We start from the raw sequence: 26892 nt of genomic DNA on the forward strand, positions 1-26892 counted from the left end.
GTCGCCTTTCTTTGGTTACTTTCTTTGGCGAAGCAAAGAAAGTGACTCGCCCGCCGGGGCGAACTCCCGGCTCCTGCGCCAACCAAACAGCAAGGCAAGAACAAAGGCCCAATGCCCTCACTCTCACTCTCTCCCAGAGGGAGCAAGCCCCCCTCCGCCCACAAGGCCGACACAGGATCACTCATGCCTGCTCCACCGGCTGCGGCCGAATCGACATGACGACCGGCCGCTCCTTCGCAATCATCCCGTCGATCAGCCTCCGCGCCCACATGGCGCCCGCGTCGATGTTGAGGTTGTGAAACTCCCGCCCCGGCCGGTCGTCGATGGCGCGCTGCTGCGCCTCCAGCACCAGCTCGTCCTCGCGGAAGATGCCGGCCACGCCCTCGCGCAGTTCGTGCGTGAGGCGTTGCTCACCGATGCAGTAGTTGCGCGCGAAGGCCCAGAAGTAGAGGCAGGTGGTGTCGGTCTCGGGCGTGATGGTGTTGAGCACATAGCCGTTCACGCCCCGGCTGCGGTCGCCCGCATGCCCCTCGCGCGGCACTGCGCCGCTGCCGGTCTCGGCCACGCCGACATCGATGTTCACCGTGCACGGCCCCTCGAAGCGGATGATCTGCCAACGGTCCACCTTGCCCTGGTAGCCGTGGGCATGGTGAATCTGCGCGGCCCAGAAAGGCGGCGCATCGATGTTCTCCATCCAGCGCGTGACCGTGGCCGAGCGGTCGCCGTGGGTGGCGACGAAGGGCGCCTCGGCCACCGCGCGGTTGCCGATGGAGGAGCCGTGCACGAAGGTCTCGTGCGTGAGGTCCATCAGGTTGTCCACCACCAGCCGATAGTCGCAGGCCACGCGGATCATCTTGCCGTCGCCGGCCCAGGCCGGATCGTCGTTCCAGTGCATGTCGGGCACCAGCGCCGGATCGGCCAGCGCCGGGTCGCCGGGCCAGACCCAGACGAAGCGGTGCTTCTCCACCACCGGGTAGGCGCGCACGCAGGCCGAGGGGTTGAGCGTCTCCTGGCTGGGCATGTGGGTGCAGCGGCCCTGGCTGTTGTAGACCAGGCCGTGGTAGCCGCAGACCAGTTCATCGCCCTCCAGCCGGCCGAGCGAGAGCGGCATCAGACGGTGCCAGCAGGCATCTTCCAGCGCAGCCACCTGGCCGTCGCCGCGCCGGTACAGCACCAGCTTCTGGTTGCAGATCGTGCGCGCCAGCAGGCTCTGCCGGACTTCCACGTCATAGGCGGCGGCATACCAGGCATTGAGGGGAAAAGGACGTGTCGAAGCACTCATAGGATACTCAATGTATACATTCATGCCCAAGAAGCCAACGTTTTTTCGTTGATTCGAGGGTAAATACCCATATTGATGTATTCAGCGCAGCCGTTCTCTGTGCGTTTACGATCGACCGTTCTTTTCCAGAGATTCGACGGAGCCCACCATGTCCCAGCATGCCCACCTGCCTGCCCGCTATGACCACGTCGGCAGCTTTCTGCGTCCCAAGTACCTGCTCGAAGCGCGCGAGCAGAAAGCCAAGGGCGAGATCTCGCCCGAACAACTGCGCCAGGTGGAAGACAAGGCCATCACAGAGATCGTGAAATTCCAGGAGGACATCGGCCTCAAGAGCATCACCGACGGCGAGTTCCGCCGAACCTACTTCCACATCGACTTCCTGGAGCAGCTCGGCGGCGTGAAGACCGACATCCCGGTCACCATCCGCAAGCCCGACGGCACCGAGGAGCTGGCGCCGCCCGTCATGCGCGTCATCGACAAGGTCACGCACGCCAAGACCATCCAGCTGGCCGACTTCCAGTACCTCAAGAGCCAGGTCTCGGCCGGCCGCACGCCCAAGGTGACGATCCCTTCGCCCACCATGCTGCATTTCCGCGGCGGCCGCGCCGGCATCAGCAAGGAGGCCTATCCCGAGCTCGATCCGGATTTCTACGACGACGTGGCCCGTGCCTACGGCGACGAACTGCGTTCGCTGGCCGCCGCCGGCTGCACCTACGTGCAGATGGACGACACCAACCTCGCCTACCTGTGCGACGAGCGCATGCGCGAGGCCGCCCGCCAGCGCGGGGACGACCCCAACGAGCTGCCGCACCGCTATGCCGCCTTCATCAACAAGGTGGTGGCGCAGAAGCCCGAGGGCATGACCCTGGCCATGCACCTGTGCCGCGGCAACTTCAAGAGCACGCACGCGGCGGCCGGCAACTACGAGCCCGTGGCCGAGGCCCTGCTCAAGGAGATGGACCTGGACGCCTATTTCCTCGAGTACGACGACGCCCGCTCCGGCGACTTCCGCCCGCTGCGCTATCTGCCCAAGGGCAAGACCGTGGTGCTCGGCCTGGTGACCACCAAGTTCGGCCAGCTGGAGGACAAGGACGAGCTGAAGGAACGCATCGAGGCGGCCGCCAAGTACGCGCCGCTGGAGCAGCTCGCGTTGTCGCCGCAATGCGGGTTCTCCAGCACCGTGCACGGCAACAACATCGCGGTGGAAGACCAGCGCAACAAGCTGCGCCTGGTCGTGGAGACCGCCCGGGAGGTCTGGGGAGAGCTCTGAGTGGAGGATGCAATGCCGGTGAAGTCGCGGCATGATCGCGGCTCATGAAGCTCTACACCGGTCCCCTCAGCATGTTCGGCGCCAAGGCGCAGATCGCGGCGCTCGAAAAGGGCATCGCGATCGACGCCGAGATGGTGCCCTTCGACAAGGACGACAACTACCTGCCCAGGCACCCTGAGGTGCTGCGCGTCAACCCCAAGCGCCAGGTGCCGGTGCTGATCGACGACGAGGTCGAGATCTTCGACTCGACCCAGATCTTCGAATACCTGGAGGACAGGGTGCCCGAGCCGCCCTTGTGGCCCCGGGACGTCACCACGCGCGCCCGTGCCCGCCAGCTCGAGCACATGTCGGACGAGGTGTTCTTCCCGCACGTGATCAAGCTCATGGGCCTGCAGCACGACATGGGCAGCGAGCCGGCGGTGGCGGCATGCGCGGCCTGCGCCCGCTTCTACGAGCAGATGGAAGCGCGGCTGGCGCGGGCCGAGTACCTGGCCGGCGACTACTCCTTCGCCGACATCGCCTTCTACATGGCGCAGATCTTCGCCGACCGCAAGGGCGCCGGCATGACCGACGCCACGCCGCATCTGTTGGCCTGGCGCGAGCGCGTGGGCGCGCGGCCCGCGGTGCGTGCCGTGGTCGGGCCGATGATGCGCTTCCTGGCCTCCGAGGGACGGCCGGTCCCCCTGTCCCTGCAATCGCACCTGGCGTGAACCGCATCGACGACTGGCTCGACTGGCTGCCCTCGCCGTCGCAGCACCTGCTGGTCGTGACCGTCGCGCTGCTGGTCTACGTGCTGAGCACGCGCGCGCGGCGCGAGCAGCGCGCGCCAACCACCGCCATCGCCTGGGTGATGGGACTGGTGCTGCTGCCCTACTTCATGCTGCCGATGTACCTGCTGTTCGGGCAGCGCAAGCTCCGGCCGGCGGGCTCGCCGCGGCCGCCGCGCTCCACGCCGGCCGGGCACTGGGCGGCGGACCTGATCGAGAGCTTCGGCCTGGCCGGGCCCGGCCCCTGCACCGTGCGCTTCCACACCGACGGCACGGCGGCGCGCGATGCGCTGTGGGAGGTGATCGAGGGCGCGCGCCGGCGCATCGACATCTGCACCTTCATCATCGGCGACGATGCGCTGGGCCACGAGGCGATCAACCGGCTGTCGCGGCGCGCGCGCGAGGGCATCAAGGTTCGCGTGCTGCTCGACGGCTTCGGCGCGCTGTCGCTGCCGCGCCATCACTTCGACGCCCTGCGCGACGCCGGCGCCGACGTGGCGGTGTTCCGCCCCATCTTCAGCCTGCGCCGCACCGGCCCGCGCAACCTGCGCAACCACCGCAAGTTCACCATCGCCGACGACGGCTGGCTCTGGTCGGGCGGGCGCAACCTGGCGGGCGAATACTTCTCCGGCAACGACGAGCACCCAGAGCCCTGGCACGACCTTTCCTTCGACCTGAAGGGCAGCGCGGCCGTCGCGGCGGCGCGCCAGTTCGACCACGACTGGGCCTCGGTGCGCGGACGCAAGGCGCGCGCCATCGCGGCCGCCGCGCCGCAGTCCGGAAGCCCCGCGCAGTTCCTGCCGAGCGGCCCCGACCAGACGGAGGACACGGCCCACGCGCTGCTGATCGACGCCTGCTTCCGCGCCGAGCACCGGCTGCTGGCCGTCACGCCCTACTTCGTGCCCGGCGACGGCCTGCGCGATGCCCTGCGGCTGGCGGCACGGCGCGGCGTGCAGGTCACGATCGCGATGCCCGCGCACTCCAACCACCGGCTGGCCGATTTCGTGCGCGCGCGGGCCATGCGCGACCTGGCGCGCGCCGGCGTCATCTTCCGCATGCTGCCCTTCATGGCCCATGCCAAGGCGGTGGTGGTGGACGAGCAGCTCGCCCTGTGCGGCTCGATCAACCTCGACATGCGCAGCCTGCTGCTGAACCACGAGGCCGCGGTCGTGTTCTACGGCGCGGAGCAGATCGACTGGCTGGCGCAATGGATCGAGACCACGGCGTCGGCCGGCGAGACCTATCGGGCGAGGCGGCCGGGGCTGGTGCGGGACATTGCCGAGGGATTGCTGCTGACGATCGCGTTCCAGCTCTAGGCGCTGGCGGCAGCGCTGGCGAACGCGCCGGCCTCCCGCAGCGCCTGCGCCGCGGCAGGCAATGCGTTCGCATGGTTGAGAAAGCCGTGGTTCATGCCGCGGCACACCCTGAGCACCGAGCGGCTGCCCGCCGCCGCCATCGCGTGGTGCAGGCGCACCGAATCGTCGAAAAGCAGATCCAGCTCAGCCGCCAGGAGATAGGCCTGCGGCAGCGCATCGAGTGCCCCGAACAGCGGAAACACGCGCGGGTCGTCATCGAGGCCTGCGGGCCGATAGGCATCGAGGTAGCGCCGCTGCGCGGCCGTACTCAGGCCGAACTCGCCGCCGCCGTAGGCCGCGACCGAGCCGCCCGGGCCCATCGGCGCATAGACGCCGTAGAACAGCAGCAGCGCCGCGATGCCCTGCCCCGCCCACGCGTCGCGGCGCCGCATGGCGTCCACCAGCGCGAGGTTGGCGCCCGCCGAATCGCCGGCCAGGATCACGCGCGGATGCCTCGCGAGCAACGCGTCCACGACCGCGCCCACGTCGTCGAGTGCGGCCGGAAACGGATGTTCGGGCGCCAGCGAATAGTCGACCCCGCACACGGGCAGGCCGGAGGCCGCGGCCAGGTGCCGCAGGACGGTGTCGTGCGTGTCGTTCGCGCCGACGCACCAGCCGCCGCCGTGCAGGTAGACCAGCGGCACCGCCTGCGGCGCGCCGGCCCGCGCGCGGTACCAGCGCAGCCCGACGGGGCGTCCCTGCACGACCAGGGCCGATTCCTGGATGGCCTCCATCGCGGGCAGCCCGGTCTGGCCCCGGCGGCGCTCCTCCAGCAGCAGGCGCCGCCCCTCCTCGAAGGGAACGGCATAGCGATCGACCGGCCCGCGCGCCACGCGCTGCGCCTCGAGCAGTTGCGCCAGCTGCGGATCCAGTTCACGCGGATAGGCATAGGACGCGAAGGCGTCCGGCTCGAAACCGGGGCTGCTGTCGAACAGGCCCAGGGGCACCACGCCGTTGCTCAGTCAGCCCGGAAGGCCACCGCCTCGATCTCGAACAGCCACTCCGGCCGCGCCAGCTCGCGCGCGACGATCAGCGTGGAGGCCGGGCGCGCATCGCCCAGGAAGCGGGCGCGCACCGGGTTGACCCGGGCCAGGTGCTCCCGATCGACCAGGAAGGTGCCGAGCTTCACCAGATGCTGCACGCCCATGCCGGCCGCATCCAGCAGCGCCAGCAGGTTCTGCCAGGCCACGGTGGCCTGCGCTTCCACGCCATCGGCCAGCGAGCCGTCGGCCCGCACGCCGATCTGGCCCGACACGTGCAGCCACTGCCCGGGCGCGGACACGCGCACGGCCTGCGAATAGGGGCCGGCGGGCGCAGGAACCGTGGAAGGATTGATGGATTCGGTCAAGGCACTCTCCTAGGCAGTCGATGCGGACGTGCGCGTGATCGTCTCGAACACGCGCTGGAACAGGGGAAGCTCGGGCCGCGCCAGGTCCTCCAGCACATCGAAATGCGTGCGCCCCGGCACGATTTCCAGCGTCGCCTTCGAACCCTTGTCCTGCGCGGTCTCGACGAAGCCGCGGCTCTGGCCGATGAAGCCGTCGGTCTCCTTCTCGCCCACCGCGACGATGAACTCGCCGGTGTGGAAGCGTTCCATGGCCGAGGGGCTCAGGCGCAGTGCATCGTCGGGCGTCATGCGCACGTCGTGGTTGACGCTGGTGAGCAGCAGCGGCGCCAGCGAGAACACGCCGCTGACCGGCACCACGCACACCAGCGGATGCCCGCCCAGGCTCTGCGGCGGCACCGCGCTGACCATGGCCGCGAGATGCCCGCCGGCCGAATGGCCCGAGACGCTGACCCGGCGGGTGTCGAAGCCCAGCTCGCCCGCGCGGCGGTTGAGGCACGCCAGCGCATCGGCCGCCTGATCCACGATGTGGCTGAGCTTCACCGCGGGCGCAAGCTCGTAGCCGACCATCGCCACCGCGATGCCGGCCTTCACGTAGTGCTCTGCGATGAAGCTGAAGACGCGGCGGTCGAGCGCGCGCCAGAAGCCGCCGTGGATGAAGACGAACAGCGGCGTGCCCCCCGGCGGCGCACCCTGCGGCAGCCGCGCCGGGAACCAGTCGATCGCGCAGCGCTCCGCCTCGGCATAGGGAAAGGACTGCCAGCCGGTCGCCGCGGCGCGGAAGCGCTCGCTGCGCGCCTCGTAGTCCGCGTAGATGGCCTCGCGTTCGGGATGCCGCGCACGCAGGCTGTAGTTGCGCTCGAGCGCCTGCATCAGCTCGACGATGCGTTCGGTATCAAACTCCAAGATAGGCTTCCTTCACGCGTGAATCGGCGACGAGCTCGGAGGCCCGGCCCGACAGGACCAGACGGCCGCTCTCCAGCACATGCCCCGTGCCCGCGTGCCGCAGCGTCACTTCGCTGTTCTGCTCGCAGACGAAGACGGTCATGCCCTGGCGGGCCAGCTCGGAAAGGGTCTGGAAGATCTGCCGCACGATCAGCGGTGCGAGCCCCATGGAAGGCTCGTCCAGCAGCAGCAGCTTCGGATCCGACATCAACGCACGCCCGATCGCCAGCATCTGCTGCTCGCCGCCGGAGAGCGTGCCGGCGGGCTGCGCCAGGCGCTCCTCCAGCTTGGGGAACAGGGCCAGCACGAAGTCCAGGCGCGAGCGGCAGCGCTGGGCGTCGCGGCGCATCAGGAACTGGAAGGCGCCCATCTCCAGGTTCTCGGCCACCGTCAGCGGCGCGAACACCTTGCGCCCTTCCGGCACCAGGGCCAGGCCCATGCGCACGATGCGCTCCGCGCCCAGGCCACCGATGTCCCGGCCCTCGTAGCGCACCGCGCCGCGCGTGGGCTTCATCAGGCCGCTGATGGTCCTCATCAGCGTGGACTTGCCGGCGCCGTTGGCGCCGATGAGGGCGGTGAGCTCGCCCTGCGCCACGTCCAGCGAGATGCCGCGCAGCACGTCGCCCTGCCCGTAGGAGGCATGCAGGTCGCGGATCTCAAGCATGGGCCTCCTCCTCGCCCAGATAGGCGCCGATCACCTCGGGGTCCGAGGCGATCTCGTGCGGCGTGCCCTCCGCCAGGAAGCGGCCGCTGCGCAGCACCAGGATCTCGTCGCACAGGCCCATCACCATGCGCATGTTGTGCTCCACCAGGATGACGGTCACGCCGCGGGCGTTGATCTCGCGGATCATGCGCACCACCGGCGCCTGCTCGGCGGCCGGCACGCCGGCGATCGGCTCGTCGAGCATCAGGATCTTCGGGTCGGCGGCGAGCGCGCGGGCGATCTCCAGCAGCTTCGATTCGCCGAAGCTCAGGTCGCCGGCCAGCGAGAGCGCGCGGTCCTGCATGCCCAGCAGGGCGAGCTGGGCATGGGCCCGTTCCTCGATGGCGCGCTCCTCGCGCCGTACGCCGGGCAGGCCCAGCAGCGCGCCGCAGAAGCCGGCGCGCGCCTTCGGATGGCAGCCGATCATCACGTTCTCGATCAGGCTGAGCTCCGGAAAGATCTGCAGGTTCTGGAAGGTGCGCGCGATGCCCAGGCCCGCGCGCTGCCAGGGCTGCAGCGACTCGATGGGCTGGCCGTCCAGCCGGATCGAGCCGGCGCTGAGCTTCTGGATGCCGGCGATGGCATTGAAGAGCGTGGTCTTGCCCGCGCCGTTGGGACCGATGATCCCCTTGATCTGGCCCTGGCGCACCGAGGTGCTCAGGCCGTCCACCGCATGCAGCCCGCCGAAGCTGATGCGCAGGTTCTCAACGTCCAGCAGTGCCATCGGTGGCCTCCATCGACGAGGCGGGCCGCCGCACCTCGGTGCCATTGCGCGCAGGCGCGGCGGGCTTGCGTGACCGCGACACCAGGCGGCCCGCCAGCGCCGCGATGCCGCCCGGGATGTACAGCAGCACCACGATCATGCAGCCGCCGAAGACCAGCAGTTCCAGGTCCTGGAAGCGGCGCAGCAACTCCGGCACCACCGTGAGGATGGCGGCGCCATACATCGGCCCCCAGTAGGAGCCGATGCCGCCCAGCGCCACCATCACCACCAGCAGCACCGAGGCGAAGAAGCCGAAGGTCTCGGGCGAGGCGAACAGGTTGAAGTGCGCATACATCGCACCGGCCAGCCCGGCCATGCCGGCCGACAGGCTGAAGGCGATGACCTTGTAGCGGAAGGTGTCGACGCCCAGCGTGTTGGCGCCGATCTCGCTGCCCGCGATGGCCCGCAGCGCGCGCCCCGGCACGCTGCACAGCAGGTTGAGCAGCACCCACATCACCACTGCCCCCACCAGCCAGGCCAGCCAATAGAAACGCGCCGGCGTGTCGAGTTCGACGCCGAACAGCGCATAGGGCGAGATGCCGGCCAGGCCGTTGGGTCCGCCGGTGAGCGAAACCAGCTCCACGAACAGCACCGACAGGATGCCGCTGAAGCCCAGCGTGCCCATCGACAGGTAGGGCCCGCGCAGCCGCAGCGTGGCCAGCCCGATCAGCGCCGCGACCCCCGCCACGCCCAGTGTCGCGGCGACCGTGCCGAGCCAGGGCGAGATGCCCCAGCGCGTGTTCAGCACGCCGCTGACATAGGCCCCCAGCCCGTAGAAGGCCGCATGCGCGAGCGAGACCTGGCCGGTCCAGCCCATGATCAGGTTCAGGCTGGCGATCAGGACCAGGTGGATGAAGAAGTAGACGCCCAGGCTCAGCAGGTAGTCGTTGGGGGCCACGAACGGCCAGACCAGCGACAGGGCCCAGACGATCACCAGCGCGCGGCGGCTGCGGCCGAGCCGCCCGCCGAGGGTCTGCGATGAAGCGGTGACACCCATGATCACACCTTCTCGACCTGGCCGCGCCCGAGCAGCCCGTTGGGCCACTTCACCAGCACCGCCAGCAGCACCACGAAAGCCACCGCATCCTTGAAGTGCGAGGACAGCATGCCGCCGGCGAAGCTCTCGGCCAACCCCAGCACCAGCCCGCCGACCATCGCGCCGGGCAGGCTGCCGAGCCCGCCCAGCATCGCGGCGCAGAAGGCCTTGAAGCCGAGGATGGTGCCGTGGTCGAAGGAAGTCAGCGTGAGCGGCGTGACGATCACGCCGGCCACCGCGCCCACGCCCGCGGCCAGCGTGAAGGACAGCGCCATCGTCAGCCGCGGGCTGATGCCCACCAGCGCGGCAGCCTCGGGCTGGGCCGCGGCCGCGCGCATGGCCTTGCCCAGCGTGGTGCGGTTGAAGAAGAAGCCTGCGCCGGCCATCACCAGTGCAGCGATGCCGATGATCCACAGCGACTGCGACTCGAACACCGCGCCGGCGACGGCGATCGGCCCTTCGCCGGAGAAGGGCGGCAGCCCGGCCGGGTTCTTGCCCAGCACCAGCATCACCACGCTCTTGGTGCAGATGGCGATCGCAATGGTGAGGATGGTGATCGACATCGCCGTGGGCCGCTTCAGCTGCCGCACCACCAGCCGCTCGGACAGCCAGCCGAAGACCATCGCGACCGCGGTGGCGACGAGGAAGGCGACCGGCAGCGGCACCTTGGCCGCGTAGAGCGTAGCGGCCACCATGCCGCCGAGCATCACCCACTCGCCCTGCGCGAAGTTCAATGCGCCCGTGCTCTTGAAGATGATGTTGAAGCCCAGTGCCACCAGGGCGTAGATGCTCCCGGTGCCCAGGCCCGAGAACAGCAGCTGTACCGTATCGCCCATCGTCTGTGCCTCCCCTGGCGTGATGCGTTCAGATCTCGCCGAGCACCGGATGGCGCAGGGCCGGCAGCGCCAGGCCCAGCTCGCCCAGCCGGGCGCGCGCACTCGCGAGGTAGTCGCGGAAGGCCTGCTGCTCGCTTTCGGGCGTGGCGGCGCCGAGGCCGGCCTCGGCCACCAGCGTCGCGGCGGCCGACTCGGCGCGCGTGTCGATGGTGCTCGACAGGCTGGGGATGTGGTAGCCGGCGAAGGCGACCTCCTGCAGCCAGGCGGTGATCTGCGCCACCACCGATTGCCTGAGCGCCGCATCCATCTGCGCCGCGCGCTCCTCCAGGTAGAGCCAGCCGAAGGCGGCATGGCGCTCCTTCGCGGCCAGTGCCTTCTGCAGGATCTGCGCCGCCACCGGCTCGCGCGCGTTGCCGGCGTAGAGGCGGTAGAGCTCGAGCTCCAGCCCGTCTTCCACCGCGCAGTGCACCGCCACGTAGGCATCCAGCGACTGCATCGCATTGAGCGCGTCGCGGTAGAGCGTGCGGTTCAGCACCGGCTCCCAGGCCGGATCGGCCGGACGCGCGAGATAGCCGCCCAGCGCCTTGGCATAGCGGTGGAAGCACTCCACGTGCCACGCCTCTTCCGTGTTGCGCACGGTCAGGAAGTACTTGGGATCGGATTCGCGGTCGAGCTCCAGGCAGAAGCGGATCAGCAGCGCCGGCGTCTCGGCCAGGCCCGTGTACTCGACCCAGGCGCGCCGGCTCCAGACCTGGCGCGCGGCCTCCAGCACCGCGGGCGGCCAGGCGGCCGGATCCAGCTCGGCCCAGGCAATGTCCTTCTGCGGAATCCAGCGCTGCCGCTTGCCGGTCTCGTAGAGCTCGCGGATCGAGAGAATCGAGCGCTGCAGGTCGAGTGGGAAGCGCCGCTCCACCATGATCGGCGTTGGGGCGTGGGAAGAAGAAGAAAAAGTCTGCATCTCAGTTTTCCACCACGCTATCGCGCGACCCGCGACGCATGGAAACACGCAGGCCGCGAAGCCGGCCCGTTCGGGAGCACCCGCGGAACCGGCTTTGCCGGGCCGCTGGGTGCGCCCCCGGTGAGGGGGTTGGCGGACCACACGAAGTGGGGGAGCCTGGGGGAGAGCTTCATTTCAGAACTCGCCGTCGATCTTGGCGTGGCGGAACATGGGCAGGCGGATGCCCCAGGACTCCTCCATCTGCCGGCGGATGCGCTTGACCGAGGCGACGAAGACGGGCTTCTCCAGCTCCTCGACGGTGGCGCCCAGGCCGGCTTCCCAGGTGATGCGGTCGGTCTCGATCTCGGCGCGCTTGGCCGCGTTCTCCGGCGCCAGCCAGGCGCTGTGGTAGCCGTTGAGCTCCACCTTCTCGATCATCAGGATGATGGCGTCCTGCACCGCCGTGACCTGCGCCTTCGACAGGTGCGGGATGCGGCTGTCCATGAAGGCCCAGCCGAAGGCGCAGTGCCGCACCTCGTCGCGCATGATGCTCTTGAGCACCTGCCTGGCCACCGGGTTGGGCGTGATCTCGATCAGGTGGCGGAACACGTCGAAGGCGATCTCCTCGGCCGCGCAGACCAGCGCGGCGATCACGCCTTCGAGCGGGACCTGCGGGTCCAGCGCCATCTTGCGCACGCCGTGCGTGGCCACCGCGCCCTGGAACTCCGACTGGTCCGGCTGCTGGATGTAGCCGCCCAGCAGCTCGGCCATGCGGAAGCACACCTCGGCATGGCGCGACTCCTCCTGCGTGCGGATGGTGAAGAACAGGCGCATGTCGGGCGCGCAGTTCTCCTGGCAGAAGCGGATCTGCAGCGCAGGCGATTCGGAGATGGCGCCGTACTCGCCCCAGGCGCGCCGGCTCCAGTACATGCGTGCGGCGTAGCGCTGGGCCTCGGTGTATTGCGAGGGATCGAGCTGCGACCAGTCGATGTCGGAGGCCGGGTTCCACTGGTTGCTGGTGGCCGAGTGGAACAGGTTGCGGATGCGGGGCACCGCGACGTCGAGCTCGAGCGGGAAGCGGTTCTCGGGCGCGTCGAGGATGGTGGGCGCGGTCAGGGTGGCGGCAGCGGTCATGGCGATTCCTTCCTGGACGGATGCATGCGTCACTGGTAGTCGGCCAGGCGGAAGCGGCCGTCCTCGTACTTCAGCAGCACCAGGTCCGACTTAGACAGGCCCGAGTGCTGGCTCGGCGAGAAGTTGAAGGTGCCGCCCACGCCGTTGTAGTTGCGGATGCCGCGCAGCGCGTCGCGCACCTTCTCCTTGTCGGCGCCGCCCTTTTCCAGGGCCTGCTTGGCCAGGTAGATCGCATCGTAGGTCTGGGCCGCGAACTGGTTGGGGCGGCGCTTGAAGCGCGCCTCGAAGTTCTTGTTGAGCGCGAGGATGCGCGGCTTGGCCGGGTCGCTGTCGGGCAGGTCCTCGCCGACCGGGAACTTCACGCTCACCAGCAGCACGTTCTTCGCGGCGTCGCCGGCCAGGTCCATGTAGCGCTTGTCGACGAAGCCGTAGCTGTGGATGAAGGGGATCTCGCCCAGGCCCAGGGTCTTGGCCTGCTTCATCGCCACCACGCCGGCCGGCGTGACGGTCCAGCAGACGATGGCCTGCACGCCGGCCGCCTTCAGCTTGTTGAGCTGGGGCGCCATGTCGGTGTCGGTCGGGTTGAAGGACTCGTACACCACCTCCAGCCCGCGTGCGGGCGCGACCTTCTTCCACTGCTCCACCGCGCTCTGGCCGAAGCCGGAGGAGTCGGCCAGCATCGCGATCTTCTTGATGCCCTTCTTGGCGAAGTAATCGGCCAGGCGCTCCAGCACCTGGTCGTCGTCCACGGTGGACTTGAAGGTCCAGGGCCGCTCGGCCACCGGCGTGACGATCTGCATGCTGCCCTCGGTGGAGATGAAGGGCACGGACGCCTTCTCGGTGAGCTGCAGCATGGCGATGGCCATGCCGCTCATGTTGCCGCCGCCGACGATCATCTCGACCTTGTCCTGCGTCAGCAGGCGGCGGGTGGCGCTCAGGCCCTTCTGGGTCTGGCTCTCGGCGTCGTAGAAGAACCACTCGATCTTCTTTCCGTTCACGCCGCCCTTGGCGTTGATCTCGTCCAGCGCCAGTTCCATGCCCGCCTTCATGTCCTCGCCAAGGAAGGCGGCCGGCCCGGTCATGGAAAGCACGGAGCCCACCTTGTAGGTCTGCTGCGCCGCCGCGCAGAGCGCGGCACCGAGGATGGCGAAGCCTGCAAGCACCTTCGTCGAACGGCGGAGAAATGAGCTGTTCATGGCAGTGAGGAAGCGTGAGTTGAGAAAAGGATGGATGGAAAAGAGCAGGCACCGGCACGCCGCGCGGCGCGTCAGTCCCCGACCTCCACGGTCATCTGGTGGCCGGAGCCGGCCGATGCGGTGCCGAAGTCCGCGCCCGACAGCGCCACCGTGAAGCTGTGGCGCACGGACTTGCCCGGCGAGTAGGAACGCCCGGCCATCGCGGGCAGGCCGTCCTTGCCGAAGTACACCAGCTCGCGGACCATCACCGCCGACGTGGGCGACACGCCGAGCAGGCGCCCCATCTCCGGTCCCGCGAGCGCGGCCTCCAGGCGGTTGTGCGCATGCGAGAGGCTGACGCGGCGCGACAGCAGGTCGAGCAGGGAGTGCTGCAGCGCCTCCGGCCGCGTGATCGAGCCTGCGAAGTCGGGGTGGATGTAGCGGTAGTCGTAGGAGACGGCGGCGCCGCCGCTCTGCCGCTCGCGCTCGATGTGCAGCACCTTCTGGCCGGCACCGACGCCGAGATGGAAGGCCATGTCCTCCGGGCAGGGCAAGAGCGCGAAGCGGTGCAGCCGGAAGGACAGCGGCCGCCCGCTGCGCTCCCACTGGTGCTGGAAGTCCATCTGCGGGCCGAAGATCTCGTCGAACTTGTCGGTGTTGACGAAGGTGCCCTGCCCCTGCACGCGGCGCAGCAGCCCCTGCGCCACCAGTTCCTGGATGGCCTGGCGCACGGTGAAGCGGCTCACGCCGAACATCGCGCAGACCTCCTGGTCGGAATAGAAGCGGCCCTCGGGCAGCGCCTCGCTCTGGATGATCGCCTGCAGCCGGCGCTTGACCTGCGCGTAGAGCGGCAGCGCCGAGTCGCGGTCGAGCGAGATGCCTTCCGCGGCCACCGGCGCCTCGGCCGGGGCGGCCGGGACGCTGGTGGGGGGTGGCGCTTCACGGGCTGCAAGGCCGCGCGGACGCTTCGGGGTGTCGGATGCCGTCATGGATCTTTCAGTGAGTCACCGAACAAGTCATCAGCTTGTACGGATATCATGCTATGCGGCCAATCGACCTGTCAACCAGCTTTTTTGATGACGCTGTATGCCCATTGCCCTGCTCGACTTTCCCGCCGGCCTCGCGGCGGCGACGCCCCTGAGCTTCGCCCGCCCCGCCTCGCTGGACTTCGCCGACCTGCTGATCTGGCGGCCGGCCGCCATCGCCGAGGTGTACGCGACCGAAGGCCGGCATGAAGGCCGCCCGGTGCTGCAGGTGCTCGACTCGCAGCGGGCCTTTCGCGACACGCGCTTCTGGCGCGAGGAGTTCCTGCAGTTCCTGGGCCGCGGCGGCACGCTGGCGCTGTTCGCACCGGCCTACGCGCGGCTGGGCCTGCACACGGTGCAGGACATCGTGGGCTACGACATCCTCGAAGCGCTGCCCGATCACGCGGACCTGGGCCACGACGAGTGCGAACCCGCGGCAGTGCAGTGCGAGGCGGGCCAGCCCTTCCGCGACTTCTTCGCCGCGTTCGGTGCGCATTTCCGGGCCGCGTCCGAGTTCCGGCCCCGGCATGCCCAGCCCATCGCGACCCTCGCCGGCACCGGGCGCGCCTGTGCGCTCTACCAGTACCGCCACCCGGGTCGCATCCTCGTGCTGCCGGCGCTGCGCGAAGGCACGCCCGCGAGCGTGATCGCCGACCTGGTGACCGCCGTGCAGGACATGAGCGCGCGCCTGCGCTTCGACGCCCGCGCCTCGTCCACCTACGCCTGGCGCGAGCCTCTCGTGCTGCCGCGCGAAGCCGCCCTGCAGCAGGAGCTGGCCCAGCTCGCCGCCCAGCGCCGTGCACTCCAGGCCCGCGAAGCCGCGCTGATCCGCGAGCTCGCCGGCATCGCACTGCTGGGTCAGTTGCAGCGCGGCGATGCGGTGGGCGTGATCGAGGCGGCGCTGCAGGTCTTTCATGCGCTGGGCGCCTACGTGCAGCAGGGCGTGGGCACGGCCCGCACGCTCATGGTCGAGCGGGACGGCCGGACCTGCGTGGTCGTGACCGTCGACGACGCCGAAGCCGCGCTGGACGAGGGCCTGGCGGCCCACGTCCAGGCGCAGGCCGCGCCCTGGGCCGCGGAACTGCGTCGCGAGGTGGCGCCGGTCGCGCTGTACATCGGCGGCAACCGGCGGGGCGCGCGCGAGACCGCCGCCGAGCTGGAGGCGCTGCGGCGCCGCCATCCGGGCGTGGACTTCGTCAGCGGTGCAGAACTGCTCGCGGCCTACGAGACAGGCGACGCCACGCTCGCGCTGCCCCCGCTGCGGCGCGATGCGGGTGTCCGGGCCGGGTAGGCCTCAGCCAACGTTGGTGTAGCTCACGTTCCCCAGCCCGGTGCCGATGGTCAGCACCGCCCAGTGCTTCACGTCGCGCATGAAGGGCAGCTCGCTCAGGCCCTGCACCACCGCATCGTTGTGCATCAGCACCATGGTCGGCACGCCGCGGATGGTGGGGAGCTTCCGGCGCAGCGCGGTGGGCAGATGGAAGTGCTCGCTGGTCCAGTCGCCCGGCATGTTCTGCGCGCCGCGCGCGATCGAGCCGTCCTTGCGGATCAGGCCCGGGCACCCGATGCCGACGAAGGGCGCGAGGCGGATGCCCTTCTTCTTGCAATAGCGCACCTGGTCTTCGAGCATCTCGGCCAGGCGCGTCACCAGCACGCGCCGGTTGGGACTGTCGTCCTTGTGGCGCCACTTCTCGCGCCGCAGCACCTTCGCCTTCGACAGGTCGCGCGCACGCTTGCGGCGCAGCTTGACGATGCCGCAGCGCACGTTGGTGCCGCCGATGTCGAGCGCGAGGATCGCGTCGTAGTGCTCCAGCAGCTCCGGCGGCGCGAGGTGCACCCAACCCAGCAGCCCGCCGTCGTCGGTGTCGTGGCAGATGCGGGCCAGCGGCACCCGCTCGCCCATCTCTTGCAGGATGGCCGCGGCCTGCAGCACGGCGCGCTCGCCCACGTCGCTTTCCGGAAAGCCGCCGCCGATCACGATGCGCTCCACCCCCTTCCAGGAAGGCTGCCGCATGAAGCCGCGGATGACCTGGGCCAGTCCCACGGCGAACTCCTCGATGGCCGCATGCACCACGTCGGTCGCCTCCGAGGCCCGGCCGGACTTCAGCGCCGCGTCCAGCGTGCCCTTGGCCAGCTCGTTCGAGTGCTGCTCGCCCAGGGGGTCCTTCTTGCCCTTGCGGCGATGGCGGCGGCGCCAGCGTTCCAGCAGCTCGCGGAAGGCGGTCTGGCTGGCCTGGTCGCCCAGGAAGCCGCCCTCGTCGCGCAACTGCAGGCTGTAGCCCTCCACCAGCACCGTGGGCAGCTCGCGCGCGCCGTGGATGTCGTGGGCGGGGACGGGGCCGTCCGCGTCGTTCTTCGTTTGCTTCTTCGGTTGCTTGCGGGCGTCGGATGCCATGGATTCCTTTGCGTGCGGAACGATCTCACTCTCGATCGGCGGTGACTTCGAGGATAAGCCGGGTCGTCTCCTCCGGCGCATCCCAGTGCGGGTAGTGGCCACAGTGCTCGAACCAGTGCAGCCGCGCGTCGGGAAAGAGCTGCTGCGCACGCGCCGCCTGGCGCGGCAGGCAGACGCGGTCGAGCCGCCCCCAGCCGATCACCAGCGGCCGCTGCAGCTGCCCCACGACAGCGGCCTGCGGCGTCGGTTCGCGCACCAGCGCACGCAGCACCACATTGAACGAAGGCGCCGTGGCACGGCTGCGCATCTCCTCCAGCAGCAGCCCGGGCGCGAGCGCCGCCGGGCGCGGGGACAGCTGCGCCAGCAGCAGCCGCCGCGACCAGCCGCGCCCGATGATGGAGGGCATCGCAAAGTGCAGCATGCGCACGATCCGCACCGAAATCCAGGTCGAGATCTGAAAGAGGGTGCGCTCCCAGCCCACCCAGAAGCCGCCGGGGCCCAGCGACACCACCGCACCCACCACGCCGCCGCGGCGCGCCAGTTCCAGCAGCAGCCGCGCGCCGACCGAGCTGCCCACCGCATCGGTGCCGATCAGGTCATGCTCGCGCAGGAACTGCGTGAGCGCGTCGGCCAACGTCTCCACCGAAACCGTGCCCGCCAGCGGGGGGCTCTTGCCGAAGCCGGGCAGGTCGATCGCAACCACCGTGCGCCGCGCCGCGAGCGGCCCGATGATGCCGCGCCACGAGCGCCAGTTGCTCCCCAGCCCGTGTACGAGCAGCAGCGACTTGCCTTGACCGCGGCGGATGTAATTGATCAACACGGCCGCCAATGTGCACACCGGCGCCGCGCCGCCCCATCAGCCCTGCGCACCAACTGCTGTAGGAACGCGGCCTGTCGCAGGCCACGGCGGCGGTCGCACCTATACACTGCGCCGGATGCACTGCCTGCGCCGCCTGTGCCTTCTCGCCCTCCCCTGCCTGGGCCTGCTGTGGGCGGGGCTGCCCGCGCAGGCGCAGGACGGCAGCCTGCGCATCGGCTCCAAGCGCTTCACCGAGTCCTACATCCTGGCCGAGGTGCTCGCGCAGACCGCCGCGCCCCACCTGCCCTCGCCGCCCCAGTTGCGGCAAGGCCTGGGCAACACCGCGATCGTCTACGAGGCCCTGCGCTCGGGCAGCATCGATCTCTATGCCGAGTACACCGGCACGGTGGCGCTGGAGATCCTCAAGAATCCGCAGCCCATGACGCGCGAGGCCATGGGCGCGGCGCTCGCGCCGCTGGGCCTGGGCGTCGCGATCCCCCTGGGCTTCAACGACGGCTATGCGCTCGCCATGCGCGCGGCCGATGCCGACCGGCTGGGCGTGCGCAGCCTGAGCGACCTGGCGCGCCACCCCGATCTGCGCCTGGGCCTGTCGAACGAGTTCATCGGCCGCGCCGACGGCTGGCAGGGCCTGGCCGCGCGCTACGGCTTCGCTCAGAAGCCCACCGGCCTGGACCATGGCCTGGCCTACGACGCGATCGCCGCCAGGCAGATCGACATGATCGACATCTACACCACCGACGCCAAGATCGACCACCTCGGCCTGCGCGTGCTGGAGGACGACCGCGCCTACTTCCCGCGCTACGACGCGGTGGTGCTGCACCGCCTCGACCTGCCCACGCGCGCACCGCAGGCCTGGGCCGCACTGCAGAAGCTCGAGGGCCGCATCAACGAGCGGGCGATGATCGCGATGAATGCGCGTGCCGAGCTGCAGGGCGTGGCCTTCGACGTGATCGCGCGCGACTTCCTCGCGTCGCGGCACGGGGCCGGCGCCCAGGCCGCGGGCAGCGGCGATGGCGCGCGAGGCTTCATCGCCAAGCTCTTCGGATCCGACCTCGGGCGGCTCACGCGGCAGCACCTGCTGCTGGTGGCGATCTCGGTCGGGCTCGCGATCGTGATCGCCGTGCCGCTCGGCATCCTGGTGTTTCCACACCTGCGGCTGCGGGCCGTGGTGCTCGGCTTCACCGGCCTGCTGCAGACCGTGCCCTCGCTGGCGCTGCTGGCCGTGCTGATCTCGCTGATCGGCGCCATCGGCACCCTGCCGGCGCTCATCGCGCTCACGCTCTATTCGCTGCTGCCCATCATGCGCAACACCGTGACCGGGCTGGCCGAGGTGCCTGCCGGGCTGCGGCAGGCCGGCACGGCGCTGGGCATGACCGGCGGGCAGAGCCTGCGGCTGGTGCTGCTGCCGCTGGCGCTGCCGACGCTGCTGGCGGGGGTGCGCACGGCGGCCACCATCGCGGTCGGGACCGCGACCATTGCGGCCTTCATCGGGGCGGGTGGGTATGGGGAGCGGATCGTGACGGGGCTCGCCCTGAACGATCGCGAACTGCTGGTGGCGGGGGCGTTGCCGGCGGCGGTGCTGGCGTTGCTGAGTGAAGGTTTGTTCGAGGCGATCGAGTATTGGATGCGGAGGGCGCGTCGGACTGGTTGATCCTCGGTGGCTTGGTCAAAGCCGCGCCCGCACATCCTTCAACCTCGCCAGATTGTTCACCAGCGAAGGCACCTGGTTCAACCCTTCCAGGTAGTCGTACACATAGGCCAGCACCGCATAGATCGCCCCCGCCGTGAACTTCGGCGACTGCGTGAAATCGACCAGGATGAAGACCAGCGCCCCGATCGTGCACAGTTCCGTCACCGCCCAGGTCCACGACTCCGCGTCCGACAGCATCACCCGCCAGCGCCGCATCAGCCAGAAATGGCGCCGGATGCGGAAGGGCCGTGCCGAGACGATGTCGTCGACCTCGCGCTCGACCTGGTTGTTGATGCCCTGGTTCAGCCGCACCGCCTTGCGCCAGTACCAGTTGTTGACCAGCGCCATCGGCAGCAGCACGGCCATCGCGATCAGCCCGGCATCGACGTCGTAGGTGAAGAGCATGGCCAGCGACCCGACCACCGCGACCGCGTGGTGAAACATCGCCGGCACCTCCTTCTCGAAGAAGCCGACGATGCCGCGGACCATCTCGACGCGGGCCGAGACGGTGCTGGTGCCATGGCCCTTCTCCTGCTGGTCGATCACCATGTGCGACGCGATGCGGGCGTTGAGGCCCATGAACACCCGGGTGTCGTAGCGCTGCCGGAAGAAGGACAGCGCCAGGTGCAGCATCCAGACCGCCACCAGCGCGTACAGGCCGCTCGGGTCGCGCTTCAGCAGCCGGTCGACGGCCAGCCCGGTGAGGGCGGGGTAGGCCACGGTGCAGGCGTTCTCGACCAGCGTGAGCGCGTAGGTCACGGCGATGGCGCCGCGCGCGGCACGCAGCATGCTGCCGATACCAGAGGCACCGGGTGAAGGGATCGCACTGTGCATGGTGGTCCGCCGGCATTTTGCGACGCCGCACCGGCATCGTGCACTCCGCACCAGAACAAGGGTAAGTACCCATCCGCTGGCTCCATGCCCCGTGCCCGGCTGGCACTTTGGACTGCAGGACGATGGGTGCACAGTCCGTCTCGATTCATCCACAGGAGAACCGAGATGAGCTTGCCCCGGCGTTTCAACCTCTCGTGCGCGGCCTTTGCCGCCGCCCTGGCCCTCGGTGGCGCCGCCCAGGCCCAGACCAAGGAACTGACCTTCGCCCACCAGGACATGCTGGTGCCGCTGCGCCTGGTCATGGAGTCGGGCGAGGTCGAGAAGGCCACCGGCTACAAGATCAACTGGCGCATGTTCTCGGGCGGCGGCGACGTGATCCGCGCGATGGCCTCGGGCGACGTGCAGATGGGCGAGACCGGCTCCAGCCCGCTGACCGCGGCGGCCAGTCAGGGGCAGGACATCAAGCTGTTCTGGATCTCGGCAGACATCGCCGACGCCGAGGCGCTGATCGCGCGCAACGCCTCCGGCATCACCAGCATCAAGGACCTGAAGGGCAAGAAGGTCGCCACGCCCTTCGTCTCGACGGCCCACTACCAGCTGATGGCTGGCATGAAGATGGACGGCGTCGATCCGAAGACGGTCAACGTGATGAACATGCGCCCGCCCGAGATCGCAGCCGCCTGGGAGCGCGGCGACATCGACGCCACCTTCATCTGGGACCCGGTGCTGTCCAGGATCCGCTCCGGCGGCAAGACCATCGCCACCTCCGGCAGCATCGGCAAGCGCGGCGCGCCCACCTTCGAGGGCATCGTGGTGAACGCCAAGTGGGCTGCCGCCAACGAGCCCTTCATGATCGCCTTCGTGAAGGCGCTCAACCGCGCCAACGAGGAATACAAGGCCAGCGGCAAGAGCTGGACGCCCGACTCGCCCCAGACCAAGGCGATGGCCAAGTGGACCAAGGCCGACCCCAAGGACGTGGGCGCGGCGATGGCGCTCTACAGCTTCCCGACCTTCGCCGAGCAGGTCTCCCCCACCTGGCTGGGCGGCGGCGCGGCCAAGGCGATGGCGAACACGGCCGTGTTCCTCAAGGAGCAGGGCCGGGTGCAGGAGGTCAAGGCCGACTACAGCGGCTTCGTGACCACCACCTACGTCGAGAAGGCGATGGCCAAGTAGGACGCTTCACCATGCCCACGCTCGACATCCGCGACCTCACGGTCAACTACGCCGTCAAGGGCGGCACGCTGCAGGCGCTGGCCCCGGTCAACCTGCAGATGCGCGACGGCGACTTCGTGGTCGCGCTCGGCGCCTCCGGCTGCGGCAAGACCACGCTGCTGAACTGCATCGCCGGCTTCCTGCCGCCCTCGACCGGCGAGATCCTGCTGGACGGCCAGCCGGTGGCCGGCCCTGGTGCCGACCGCGGCGTGGTGTTCCAGAAGCACGCGCTGATGCCCTGGCTCAACGTGCGCGACAACGTCTCGCTGGGCCTGCGCCTCGGCGGCACGGCCAAGGCCGAGCGCGACCGCATCGCCGCCGAGAAGCTCGCCCTGGTCGGCCTGGAGAAGTACGCCGACCGAGCGGTCTATGAGCTCTCCGGCGGCATGCAGCAGCGGGTGGGCATCGCCCGGGCCCTGGCCAGCGACCCGGCCGTGCTGCTGATGGACGAGCCCATGGGCGCGCTCGACGCCTTCACCCGCGAGCAGGTGCAGGAGATCCTGCTGAAGGCCTGGTCGAAGTCGAACAAGATGGTGTTCTTCATCACCCACTCGGTGGAGGAGGCGCTGTTCCTCGCCACCCGGCTGATCGTGATGAGCCCGAGCCCGGGCCGCATCTCGCACATCTATGACCAGGTGCCCTTCTCGCGCCAGTACCTCTCGCACGGCGATTCGCGCAAGGTGAAGTCGGAGCCCGAGTTCATCCGCATGCGTGAAGAGGTCTTGTCGATCATCCATCATCGCGAGGCCGCTCATGCCTGACGCCATCATCGCCGCCCCTGTCGCCATGACGAAGGTCACATCCCCGGCAGCCGCCGCCCCCACGGCGGCCTCCGGCGCCAAGCTCAAGACCAGTGCCTTCAAGGTGCCGGGCGCGGGCTCGAGCGCCACCATCAGCGTGGTCACCGTGGCCGCGCTGGTGGCGTTGTGGTTCATCGTCACCAACATGGGCTGGGTCAAGCCGCTGTTCCTGCCCTCGCCGCAGGCGGTCGTGCAGCAGTTCTACGAGTACCTCACCGGCCAGGCCAACGACAAGCCGCTGTGGCAGCACTTCCTGGCCAGCATGTTCCGCGTGTTCTCGGCCTTCGGGCTGGCCTGCGTGACGGCGATCCCGATCGGCATCGCGATGGGCATGAGCCGGGTCGCGCGCGGCATCTTCGATCCGCCGCTGGAGTTCTACCGGCCGCTGCCGCCGCTGGCCTACCTGCCGCTGATCATCATCTGGTTCGGCATCGACGAGCTGCCCAAGGTGCTGCTGATCTTCTTGTCCTGCTTCGCGCCGCTGGCCCTGGCCGCGCGCTCGGGCATGCGCAGCGCCTCGCAGGAGCAGATCAACGCGGCTTATTCGATGGGTGCGAGCTACATGCAGGTGATCCGCCACGTGATCCTGCCCTCGGCCCTGCCCGACATCCTGGTGGGCATGCGCATCGCGATCGGCTTCGGCTGGACCACGCTGGTGGCGGCGGAGATGGTGGCGGCCAACATGGGCCTGGGGCAGATGGTGCTCAACGCCTCCAACTTCCTGCGCACCGACATCGTGATCATGGGGATCATCGTGATCGGCGTGGTGGCCTACCTGTTCGATCTGCTGATGCGATGGATGGAGCGGCGGCTGGTGCCTTGGAAGGGGCGGATGTAGCAGCGAAAAAGGGGCCACGTGGCCCCTTTTTCTTGTCCCGCGGTTTGGGCGCATCAGAGCTTCCATCCAACGAGCACGCAGGGTAGACCCGCCTTGCTCCTTCCCTGCCAAATCTGATGAATTGTCGCGATGCGCGAATCGGATGTGCGCTTCTTGTTGATCTTGAAAGTGCGCATTGATAACGTCGCGGGTCTTGATCGACGGTGCGGTTGGCTCTCCGCGCGGTCATCCAAGAACAATCAACCAGAGAAAGAAATCAGGGAGAGCTTGATGAGCCAGGTCTTTGCGTGCATCAGCGCGCGCTTTGCCGAGCCTGAACAAGGCTCTTCGCAGCATCTGCGCTGGAGGCCAGGCTCCTTGATGCTGGGGAAAGAACGTTCGAGTCGCTTCACGGCAGTTCAGGCGCAGCAGTTTCTTGACGAAGGCTGGACTGTCGCAGAACACATCAGCAACACCACGACGGGCTTCTCGGGAACCCTGTTCCGAGCCCTTCGCACCGACGAATCCCGCGGCATCACCGCAGGCGAACTCGTCCTGTCCCTCCGCAGCACCGAATTCATCGACGATGCCGCCCGCGACAACCAGGCCACCAACAGCATGGAGATCAAGGAGAAGGGCTGGGCCTTCGGCCAGATCGCCGAAATGAAGAAGTGGGTCGACAGCCTTTACGCCACCAGCAAGATCACCGCCGACAAACGCCTCACCGTCACAGGCTACAGTCTCGGCGGCCATCTCGCCACGGCGTTCAACATGCTGTACGGCGGCGATGCCGATGCCACCTACACCTTCAACGGCGCAGGCGTCGGCAAGGAAAGGAACGGCGTCTCATTGGCCGACACCATCGCCAACTTCGACAGGATGCGCCAGATCACGGCCGACCTCGGCGATCAGTTCACCAATCCTGCTGTTCGTGCCGTCTACGAGAGCCTCAGAGGCAGCCTGAAGGATGGTGCGATTCCCAGCGAAGCTCAACGACAAGCCGTGCTTGCACTGTTGCCCGCTCCGGGCTCTGTTCCTGGCTCCGTGGTGAGCACCGATCCCGATGTGCGGTTGCTCTACGAAGCCTTCAGCCGCATCCAGATCATCCAGGCCGAGATGGCGCGCATCGGCAAACCCCTCAACAGCGGCGGCAATCCCAACGTGCCCCTGCAGCCGGTGGATGCCCGTTCCATCGAGGCGACCAACATCAACTACCAACTCGCCGTCCTCATCGCTTCGCGCAACACCGAAGCCATCGGCGTCATCGCTGGCGGCCAACAGGCTCTTTACGATCGGCAGCAAGGCCCGTACACCTTCAACAACTTCCACGACATCTACGGCTACACCTCGCCCTCTGCCGTGGCGAACTCCCAGCTTCACTACGGCACCGCCACCCCCGTCTTCATCGAAGACCAGCCGCTGTTTCGAGGCGACGTCATCTGGGACGCGATCCTGCAAAGTGCGCAGTACCACGATGTCAAGCTGCTGGCCGACAACTTCGGGCTCAACGACTTCGGCGACACCCACAGCCTCGTCCTGCTCGTCGACTCACTGAGCGTTCAGAACACTCTGGCCCAGCTCGATCCCGGCATCACGCAGAGCACGCTCAACGCCATCCTCTTTGCCGCGTCCAGCAAGAAGAGCAGTTCCGCCCTCGGCAGCCAAGGCAAGGCCGAAGGCGATGTGCTGGAGAACGTCATCATGGGACTTGCTTCCATGCTGGATGTCCAGATCCGAGCCATGGCCGCCAAGCTCGACGGCGGCACCTGGGCCAACCCGGCGGACCGCACCGTGCTGCACGACAACCTCAAGGTCATTGCGGGCAGCAATGCATTCAGGGACATCAAAGGCCAAGCCGTCGTTCGTGCGTCCAGCGCCGATCTCCGCGCTGCGCTTTGCGAAGAAGCTGCAAACGACTGGACATTGCGGAGTGCTGCATGACCGGCACGCCGCTGGATCTGACTCCATTCGGTCCGTTGCTGAGTGTGCTCGGATCGCTGTACTGGTTGCTTGCTATTGCTGCAGTCGCCTTTGTCCTTTGGTATCCGAATCGATGGCTGTTGAAGCTGTCGTTGGCGGCGCTGGTGCTCACAGTCTTCGTTTATCCAGTCGTGCGTCATGCGCAGACGAGGCAAGTTCAGCAGGATGAATCGAAGGCTCGACTCGACGCAGCAATGGCGCTGTTCACTGAACGGTGCAAGACGGCAGGCGAGAGGATCGTTCGACGAGTGAAAGATGTGGACGGGATTCTGCTGAAGATGCGAACTCGGATGACCAACGATTCCGATCAATTTCGACTTGAAGGCGCCGCCTTCAGCCTGGCTCAGATCGATGCAGAAATGCTGTCACTGACGCAATCACTTGCGCAGCATGGATCGAACACAGAGGAAGTAACCCTCTACAAGGCATTGGAGCGGGTGCGCAGCATCGTCTACGAAGCCGAGCGCATCGCAGCGCTGTGCGTCGACCAGAACACCGCGGACTATCGGAACGGTGCCGTTCCACCCTCGGCCGCGGCGAACTCGCAGCTGTACAAAAGCCGCAGCTGCTGCCCACGTGTCCGGACGGTGAACCCCATACGCCAAGAGCGCACACGTGCCAGGAGTCAAAGCAATGCTTGAGCTTGGCGCGGGCGCAGACATCCTGCGCAGCCTGGGTTGGCTCTATATCGGGCTGATCGCCGTTCTTGTCGTTCTCGCCCTATGGCTGCCGAGTCGGTGGTGGCAGAAGCTCATTAGCGTGATCGGCGTCCTGCTGGTCTTCACCGGGCCGGCGTACATGAGGATTCGTGAGCGCAGCCAGATCGTCGATGAGCACAAGGCTCGGTACGAAGCTGCCAAGGCGTTGTTCGAGGAACGGTGTAAGACAGCGGGGGAGAAGGTCTATCGAACTGTAGACAACGTCGAAGGCCTTCTGTTGCTCAATGTCCGGCCAGACGACCAGGCGACCAATCGATCCAATCCAAACTGGCCGGGTGCCGCGTTACCTGATGAGCGCGGCGGGCGCGCCTATGTGGCTACCTTTCTTATGTGGGAGCAGCACCAGGACAAACGAAATCCAAGAGGCTATTTGAACTACAGCCCGTCGAATCTGGCTGGCTATCGATACGTGGATGTCAAGGAAGACGACGGTGTGATCTATCGATACACGCTACGCGACCGCGGTAACCCGGACTCGATGGAATTGTCCAGATCAGTTCCGCAGGGATCGCCTGCACGATATGCCGTCTCGTTCGTCAACAAGATTGATCCCTGGGATCGCGCTCATTGGGTCGCGGGTACCACAGTAACTATCACCGATAGCCAGACGGATTCTGTGATTGCTCAGAGCACATGGTACTCATTCGAGCCCGGTCTGGGCAGTACCGAAGGCCACCGATCGCCTTGGGGCTTCGCTATTACCTGTCCGAAGTTGGCATGGGTCGGTGCGCCCACGCGCATGTTTGTTGATCAAGTTTTGAAACCTAAACAAGGGGAGTGAAATGACAAACGAAATCGCAACCTATCTCAAGTATGCCAATCTGCAGATGGCCGCGGAAGCGCTGTTTGAGCAGAAAGGCTTGGTGCCTAGCAGCAAATACTCGGGCGTGGTTGATGCTACTGTCCTGATGACTGGCAACGAACGCTCCAGTAAGTTCACCCAAGTCCAAGCCGATGAGTTCATGAAGGACTGGACCGTCGTAGAACACATCAGCAACACCACAACGGGCTTTTCGGGAACGCTGTTTCGAGCGCTTGAAACCGATGAATCC

Annotated in this window: 27 protein-coding genes; 12 read left to right on the top strand and 15 right to left on the bottom strand. The window is 67.9% G+C overall.

The window, feature by feature from the left end; translation table 11 throughout:
* Positions 1-181: 181 nt before the first annotated feature.
* Positions 182-1282, bottom strand: a complete 1101-nt coding sequence (locus tag A8M77_RS32065; RefSeq protein ID WP_086925525.1) for an aromatic ring-hydroxylating dioxygenase subunit alpha — start codon at positions 1280-1282, stop codon at positions 182-184.
* 148 nt (positions 1283-1430) lie between these two features.
* Between A8M77_RS32065 and A8M77_RS32070 the strand changes: the two genes are divergently transcribed.
* Genes A8M77_RS32070 through A8M77_RS32080 form a run of 3 tightly spaced genes read left to right on the top strand, consistent with a single transcriptional unit; the run spans position 1431 to position 4635 of the window.
* Positions 1431-2552, top strand: coding sequence for a 5-methyltetrahydropteroyltriglutamate--homocysteine S-methyltransferase (locus A8M77_RS32070; RefSeq protein WP_086925526.1), 1122 nt, complete (start codon positions 1431-1433; stop codon positions 2550-2552).
* Between the two features lie 44 nt (positions 2553-2596).
* Positions 2597-3262 carry a glutathione S-transferase family protein gene (locus A8M77_RS32075; protein WP_086925527.1) on the top strand — a complete coding sequence of 222 codons (666 nt, stop codon included), beginning with the start codon at positions 2597-2599 and terminating at the stop codon, positions 3260-3262.
* A complete protein-coding gene (locus A8M77_RS32080) occupies positions 3259-4635 on the top strand; it encodes a phospholipase D-like domain-containing protein (RefSeq protein WP_238137051.1) in 1377 nt (458 codons plus the stop codon). Before A8M77_RS32075 ends, A8M77_RS32080 begins: the two co-directional genes overlap by 4 nt.
* On the opposite strand, the gene A8M77_RS32085 is transcribed toward A8M77_RS32080, so the two are convergent.
* The 11 genes from A8M77_RS32085 to A8M77_RS32135 all read right to left on the bottom strand — a co-directional run bounded on the left by A8M77_RS32085 (position 4632) and on the right by A8M77_RS32135 (position 14537).
* Positions 4632-5621, bottom strand: a complete 990-nt coding sequence (locus A8M77_RS32085) for an alpha/beta hydrolase (protein WP_143694848.1) — start codon at positions 5619-5621, stop codon at positions 4632-4634. The genes A8M77_RS32080 and A8M77_RS32085 overlap by 4 nt on opposite strands.
* An 11-nt stretch (positions 5622-5632) precedes the next feature.
* Positions 5633-6022, bottom strand: a complete 390-nt coding sequence (locus A8M77_RS32090) for a RidA family protein (protein ID WP_086925529.1) — start codon at positions 6020-6022, stop codon at positions 5633-5635.
* 9 nt (positions 6023-6031) lie between these two features.
* Positions 6032-6925, bottom strand: a complete 894-nt coding sequence (locus tag A8M77_RS32095; protein ID WP_086925530.1) for an alpha/beta hydrolase — start codon at positions 6923-6925, stop codon at positions 6032-6034.
* Positions 6915-7628, bottom strand: coding sequence for an ABC transporter ATP-binding protein (locus A8M77_RS32100; RefSeq protein ID WP_086925531.1), 714 nt, complete (start codon positions 7626-7628; stop codon positions 6915-6917). Before A8M77_RS32100 ends, A8M77_RS32095 begins: the two co-directional genes overlap by 11 nt.
* Complete coding sequence (locus A8M77_RS32105; RefSeq protein WP_086925532.1) at positions 7621-8391, bottom strand: ABC transporter ATP-binding protein; 771 nt, start codon at positions 8389-8391, stop codon at positions 7621-7623. The genes A8M77_RS32100 and A8M77_RS32105 overlap by 8 nt, the downstream gene beginning before the upstream one ends.
* The gene (locus A8M77_RS32110; protein ID WP_086925533.1) at positions 8372-9427 is read right to left on the bottom strand and encodes a branched-chain amino acid ABC transporter permease; all 1056 of its coding nucleotides are present in this window, start codon (positions 9425-9427) and stop codon (positions 8372-8374) included. Before A8M77_RS32110 ends, A8M77_RS32105 begins: the two co-directional genes overlap by 20 nt.
* A gap of 2 nt (positions 9428-9429) precedes the next feature.
* Positions 9430-10302: a branched-chain amino acid ABC transporter permease gene (locus tag A8M77_RS32115; RefSeq protein ID WP_086925534.1), complete on the bottom strand. Its 873-nt coding sequence runs from the start codon at positions 10300-10302 to the stop codon at positions 9430-9432.
* A gap of 28 nt (positions 10303-10330) precedes the next feature.
* Positions 10331-11260, bottom strand: coding sequence for a hypothetical protein (locus A8M77_RS32120; protein ID WP_143694849.1), 930 nt, complete (start codon positions 11258-11260; stop codon positions 10331-10333).
* A 174-nt stretch (positions 11261-11434) separates the two neighbouring features.
* Positions 11435-12373 carry a ferritin-like domain-containing protein gene (locus tag A8M77_RS32125; protein WP_086925536.1) on the bottom strand — a complete coding sequence of 313 codons (939 nt, stop codon included), beginning with the start codon at positions 12371-12373 and terminating at the stop codon, positions 11435-11437.
* A 29-nt stretch (positions 12374-12402) separates the two neighbouring features.
* A complete protein-coding gene (locus A8M77_RS32130) occupies positions 12403-13569 on the bottom strand; it encodes an ABC transporter substrate-binding protein (RefSeq protein WP_086925537.1) in 1167 nt (388 codons plus the stop codon).
* A gap of 71 nt (positions 13570-13640) precedes the next feature.
* On the bottom strand, positions 13641-14537 hold the full coding sequence (locus tag A8M77_RS32135; protein ID WP_086925538.1) for a GntR family transcriptional regulator: 897 nt from the start codon (positions 14535-14537) through the stop codon (positions 13641-13643).
* Between the two features lie 97 nt (positions 14538-14634).
* Here A8M77_RS32135 and A8M77_RS32140 point away from each other — a divergent pair, with 97 nt between their 5' ends.
* Complete coding sequence (locus A8M77_RS32140; protein ID WP_086925539.1) at positions 14635-15864, top strand: hypothetical protein; 1230 nt, start codon at positions 14635-14637, stop codon at positions 15862-15864.
* A 3-nt stretch (positions 15865-15867) separates the two neighbouring features.
* Here the strand turns inward: A8M77_RS32140 and A8M77_RS32145 are convergent, their stop codons facing one another.
* Together A8M77_RS32145 and A8M77_RS32150 are read right to left on the bottom strand one after the other, a co-directional pair.
* Complete coding sequence (locus A8M77_RS32145; protein ID WP_086925540.1) at positions 15868-16968, bottom strand: ROK family protein; 1101 nt, start codon at positions 16966-16968, stop codon at positions 15868-15870.
* A gap of 25 nt (positions 16969-16993) precedes the next feature.
* Positions 16994-17785 carry an alpha/beta fold hydrolase gene (locus A8M77_RS32150; protein WP_202820679.1) on the bottom strand — a complete coding sequence of 264 codons (792 nt, stop codon included), beginning with the start codon at positions 17783-17785 and terminating at the stop codon, positions 16994-16996.
* Between the two features lie 118 nt (positions 17786-17903).
* Between A8M77_RS32150 and A8M77_RS32155 the strand changes: the two genes are divergently transcribed.
* Entirely contained in the window at positions 17904-19439 is a 1536-nt protein-coding gene (locus tag A8M77_RS32155) for an ABC transporter permease/substrate-binding protein (protein ID WP_086925541.1), read from the top strand.
* Positions 19440-19454: 15 nt separating this feature from the next.
* Here A8M77_RS32155 and A8M77_RS32160 read toward each other — a convergent pair whose 3' ends face one another.
* Positions 19455-20312 (bottom strand): ABC transporter six-transmembrane domain-containing protein, encoded by an 858-nt coding sequence (locus A8M77_RS32160; RefSeq protein ID WP_086925542.1) that lies wholly within the window; start codon positions 20310-20312, stop codon positions 19455-19457.
* Between the two features lie 165 nt (positions 20313-20477).
* Between A8M77_RS32160 and tauA the strand changes: the two genes are divergently transcribed.
* From tauA to A8M77_RS32195, 7 genes are all read left to right on the top strand, one after another.
* Positions 20478-21485, top strand: coding sequence for a taurine ABC transporter substrate-binding protein (gene tauA, locus A8M77_RS32165; protein ID WP_143694850.1), 1008 nt, complete (start codon positions 20478-20480; stop codon positions 21483-21485).
* Positions 21486-21496: 11 nt separating this feature from the next.
* Positions 21497-22285: a taurine ABC transporter ATP-binding protein gene (locus tag A8M77_RS32170; protein WP_086925543.1), complete on the top strand. Its 789-nt coding sequence runs from the start codon at positions 21497-21499 to the stop codon at positions 22283-22285.
* Positions 22278-23162, top strand: a complete 885-nt coding sequence (locus A8M77_RS32175; RefSeq protein ID WP_143694851.1) for an ABC transporter permease subunit — start codon at positions 22278-22280, stop codon at positions 23160-23162. The genes A8M77_RS32170 and A8M77_RS32175 overlap by 8 nt, the downstream gene beginning before the upstream one ends.
* Before the next feature lie 129 nt (positions 23163-23291).
* Positions 23292-25082 carry a hypothetical protein gene (locus tag A8M77_RS32180; RefSeq protein WP_143694852.1) on the top strand — a complete coding sequence of 597 codons (1791 nt, stop codon included), beginning with the start codon at positions 23292-23294 and terminating at the stop codon, positions 25080-25082.
* Entirely contained in the window at positions 25079-25762 is a 684-nt protein-coding gene (locus A8M77_RS32185) for a hypothetical protein (protein ID WP_086925545.1), read from the top strand. The genes A8M77_RS32180 and A8M77_RS32185 overlap by 4 nt, the downstream gene beginning before the upstream one ends.
* Complete coding sequence (locus A8M77_RS32190; RefSeq protein ID WP_086925546.1) at positions 25755-26621, top strand: US12 family protein; 867 nt, start codon at positions 25755-25757, stop codon at positions 26619-26621. The genes A8M77_RS32185 and A8M77_RS32190 overlap by 8 nt, the downstream gene beginning before the upstream one ends.
* A 1-nt stretch (position 26622) precedes the next feature.
* Positions 26623-26892, top strand: a 270-nt coding sequence (locus tag A8M77_RS32195) for a hypothetical protein (RefSeq protein ID WP_202820680.1), incomplete at its 3' end; no start/stop codon positions are given.

The organism is Variovorax sp. JS1663 (assembly GCF_002157355.1).
Classification (GTDB): domain Bacteria; phylum Pseudomonadota; class Gammaproteobacteria; order Burkholderiales; family Burkholderiaceae_C; genus Variovorax.

Bases quoted from the DNA above. Each gene is read 5' to 3' on its own strand.
- tauA (WP_143694850.1), top strand. From the start codon at position 20,478: ATGAGCTTGCCCCGGCGTTTCAACCTCTCGTGCGCGGCCTTTGCCGCC.
- A8M77_RS32140 (WP_086925539.1), top strand. From the start codon at position 14,635: ATGCCCATTGCCCTGCTCGACTTTCCCGCCGGCCTCGCGGCGGCGACG.
- A8M77_RS32180 (WP_143694852.1), top strand. From the start codon at position 23,292: ATGCGCGAATCGGATGTGCGCTTCTTGTTGATCTTGAAAGTGCGCATT.
- A8M77_RS32065 (WP_086925525.1), bottom strand. From the start codon at position 1,282: ATGAGTGCTTCGACACGTCCTTTTCCCCTCAATGCCTGGTATGCCGCC.
- A8M77_RS32145 (WP_086925540.1), bottom strand. From the start codon at position 16,968: ATGGCATCCGACGCCCGCAAGCAACCGAAGAAGCAAACGAAGAACGAC.
- A8M77_RS32190 (WP_086925546.1), top strand. From the start codon at position 25,755: ATGCTTGAGCTTGGCGCGGGCGCAGACATCCTGCGCAGCCTGGGTTGG.
- A8M77_RS32130 (WP_086925537.1), bottom strand. From the start codon at position 13,569: ATGAACAGCTCATTTCTCCGCCGTTCGACGAAGGTGCTTGCAGGCTTC.
- A8M77_RS32110 (WP_086925533.1), bottom strand. From the start codon at position 9,427: ATGGGTGTCACCGCTTCATCGCAGACCCTCGGCGGGCGGCTCGGCCGC.
- A8M77_RS32070 (WP_086925526.1), top strand. From the start codon at position 1,431: ATGTCCCAGCATGCCCACCTGCCTGCCCGCTATGACCACGTCGGCAGC.
- A8M77_RS32185 (WP_086925545.1), top strand. From the start codon at position 25,079: ATGACCGGCACGCCGCTGGATCTGACTCCATTCGGTCCGTTGCTGAGT.
- A8M77_RS32135 (WP_086925538.1), bottom strand. From the start codon at position 14,537: ATGACGGCATCCGACACCCCGAAGCGTCCGCGCGGCCTTGCAGCCCGT.
- A8M77_RS32170 (WP_086925543.1), top strand. From the start codon at position 21,497: ATGCCCACGCTCGACATCCGCGACCTCACGGTCAACTACGCCGTCAAG.
- A8M77_RS32105 (WP_086925532.1), bottom strand. From the start codon at position 8,391: ATGGCACTGCTGGACGTTGAGAACCTGCGCATCAGCTTCGGCGGGCTG.
- A8M77_RS32175 (WP_143694851.1), top strand. From the start codon at position 22,278: ATGCCTGACGCCATCATCGCCGCCCCTGTCGCCATGACGAAGGTCACA.
- A8M77_RS32115 (WP_086925534.1), bottom strand. From the start codon at position 10,302: ATGGGCGATACGGTACAGCTGCTGTTCTCGGGCCTGGGCACCGGGAGC.
- A8M77_RS32075 (WP_086925527.1), top strand. From the start codon at position 2,597: ATGAAGCTCTACACCGGTCCCCTCAGCATGTTCGGCGCCAAGGCGCAG.
- A8M77_RS32160 (WP_086925542.1), bottom strand. From the start codon at position 20,312: ATGCACAGTGCGATCCCTTCACCCGGTGCCTCTGGTATCGGCAGCATG.
- A8M77_RS32125 (WP_086925536.1), bottom strand. From the start codon at position 12,373: ATGACCGCTGCCGCCACCCTGACCGCGCCCACCATCCTCGACGCGCCC.
- A8M77_RS32155 (WP_086925541.1), top strand. From the start codon at position 17,904: ATGCACTGCCTGCGCCGCCTGTGCCTTCTCGCCCTCCCCTGCCTGGGC.
- A8M77_RS32100 (WP_086925531.1), bottom strand. From the start codon at position 7,628: ATGCTTGAGATCCGCGACCTGCATGCCTCCTACGGGCAGGGCGACGTG.
- A8M77_RS32120 (WP_143694849.1), bottom strand. From the start codon at position 11,260: ATGCAGACTTTTTCTTCTTCTTCCCACGCCCCAACGCCGATCATGGTG.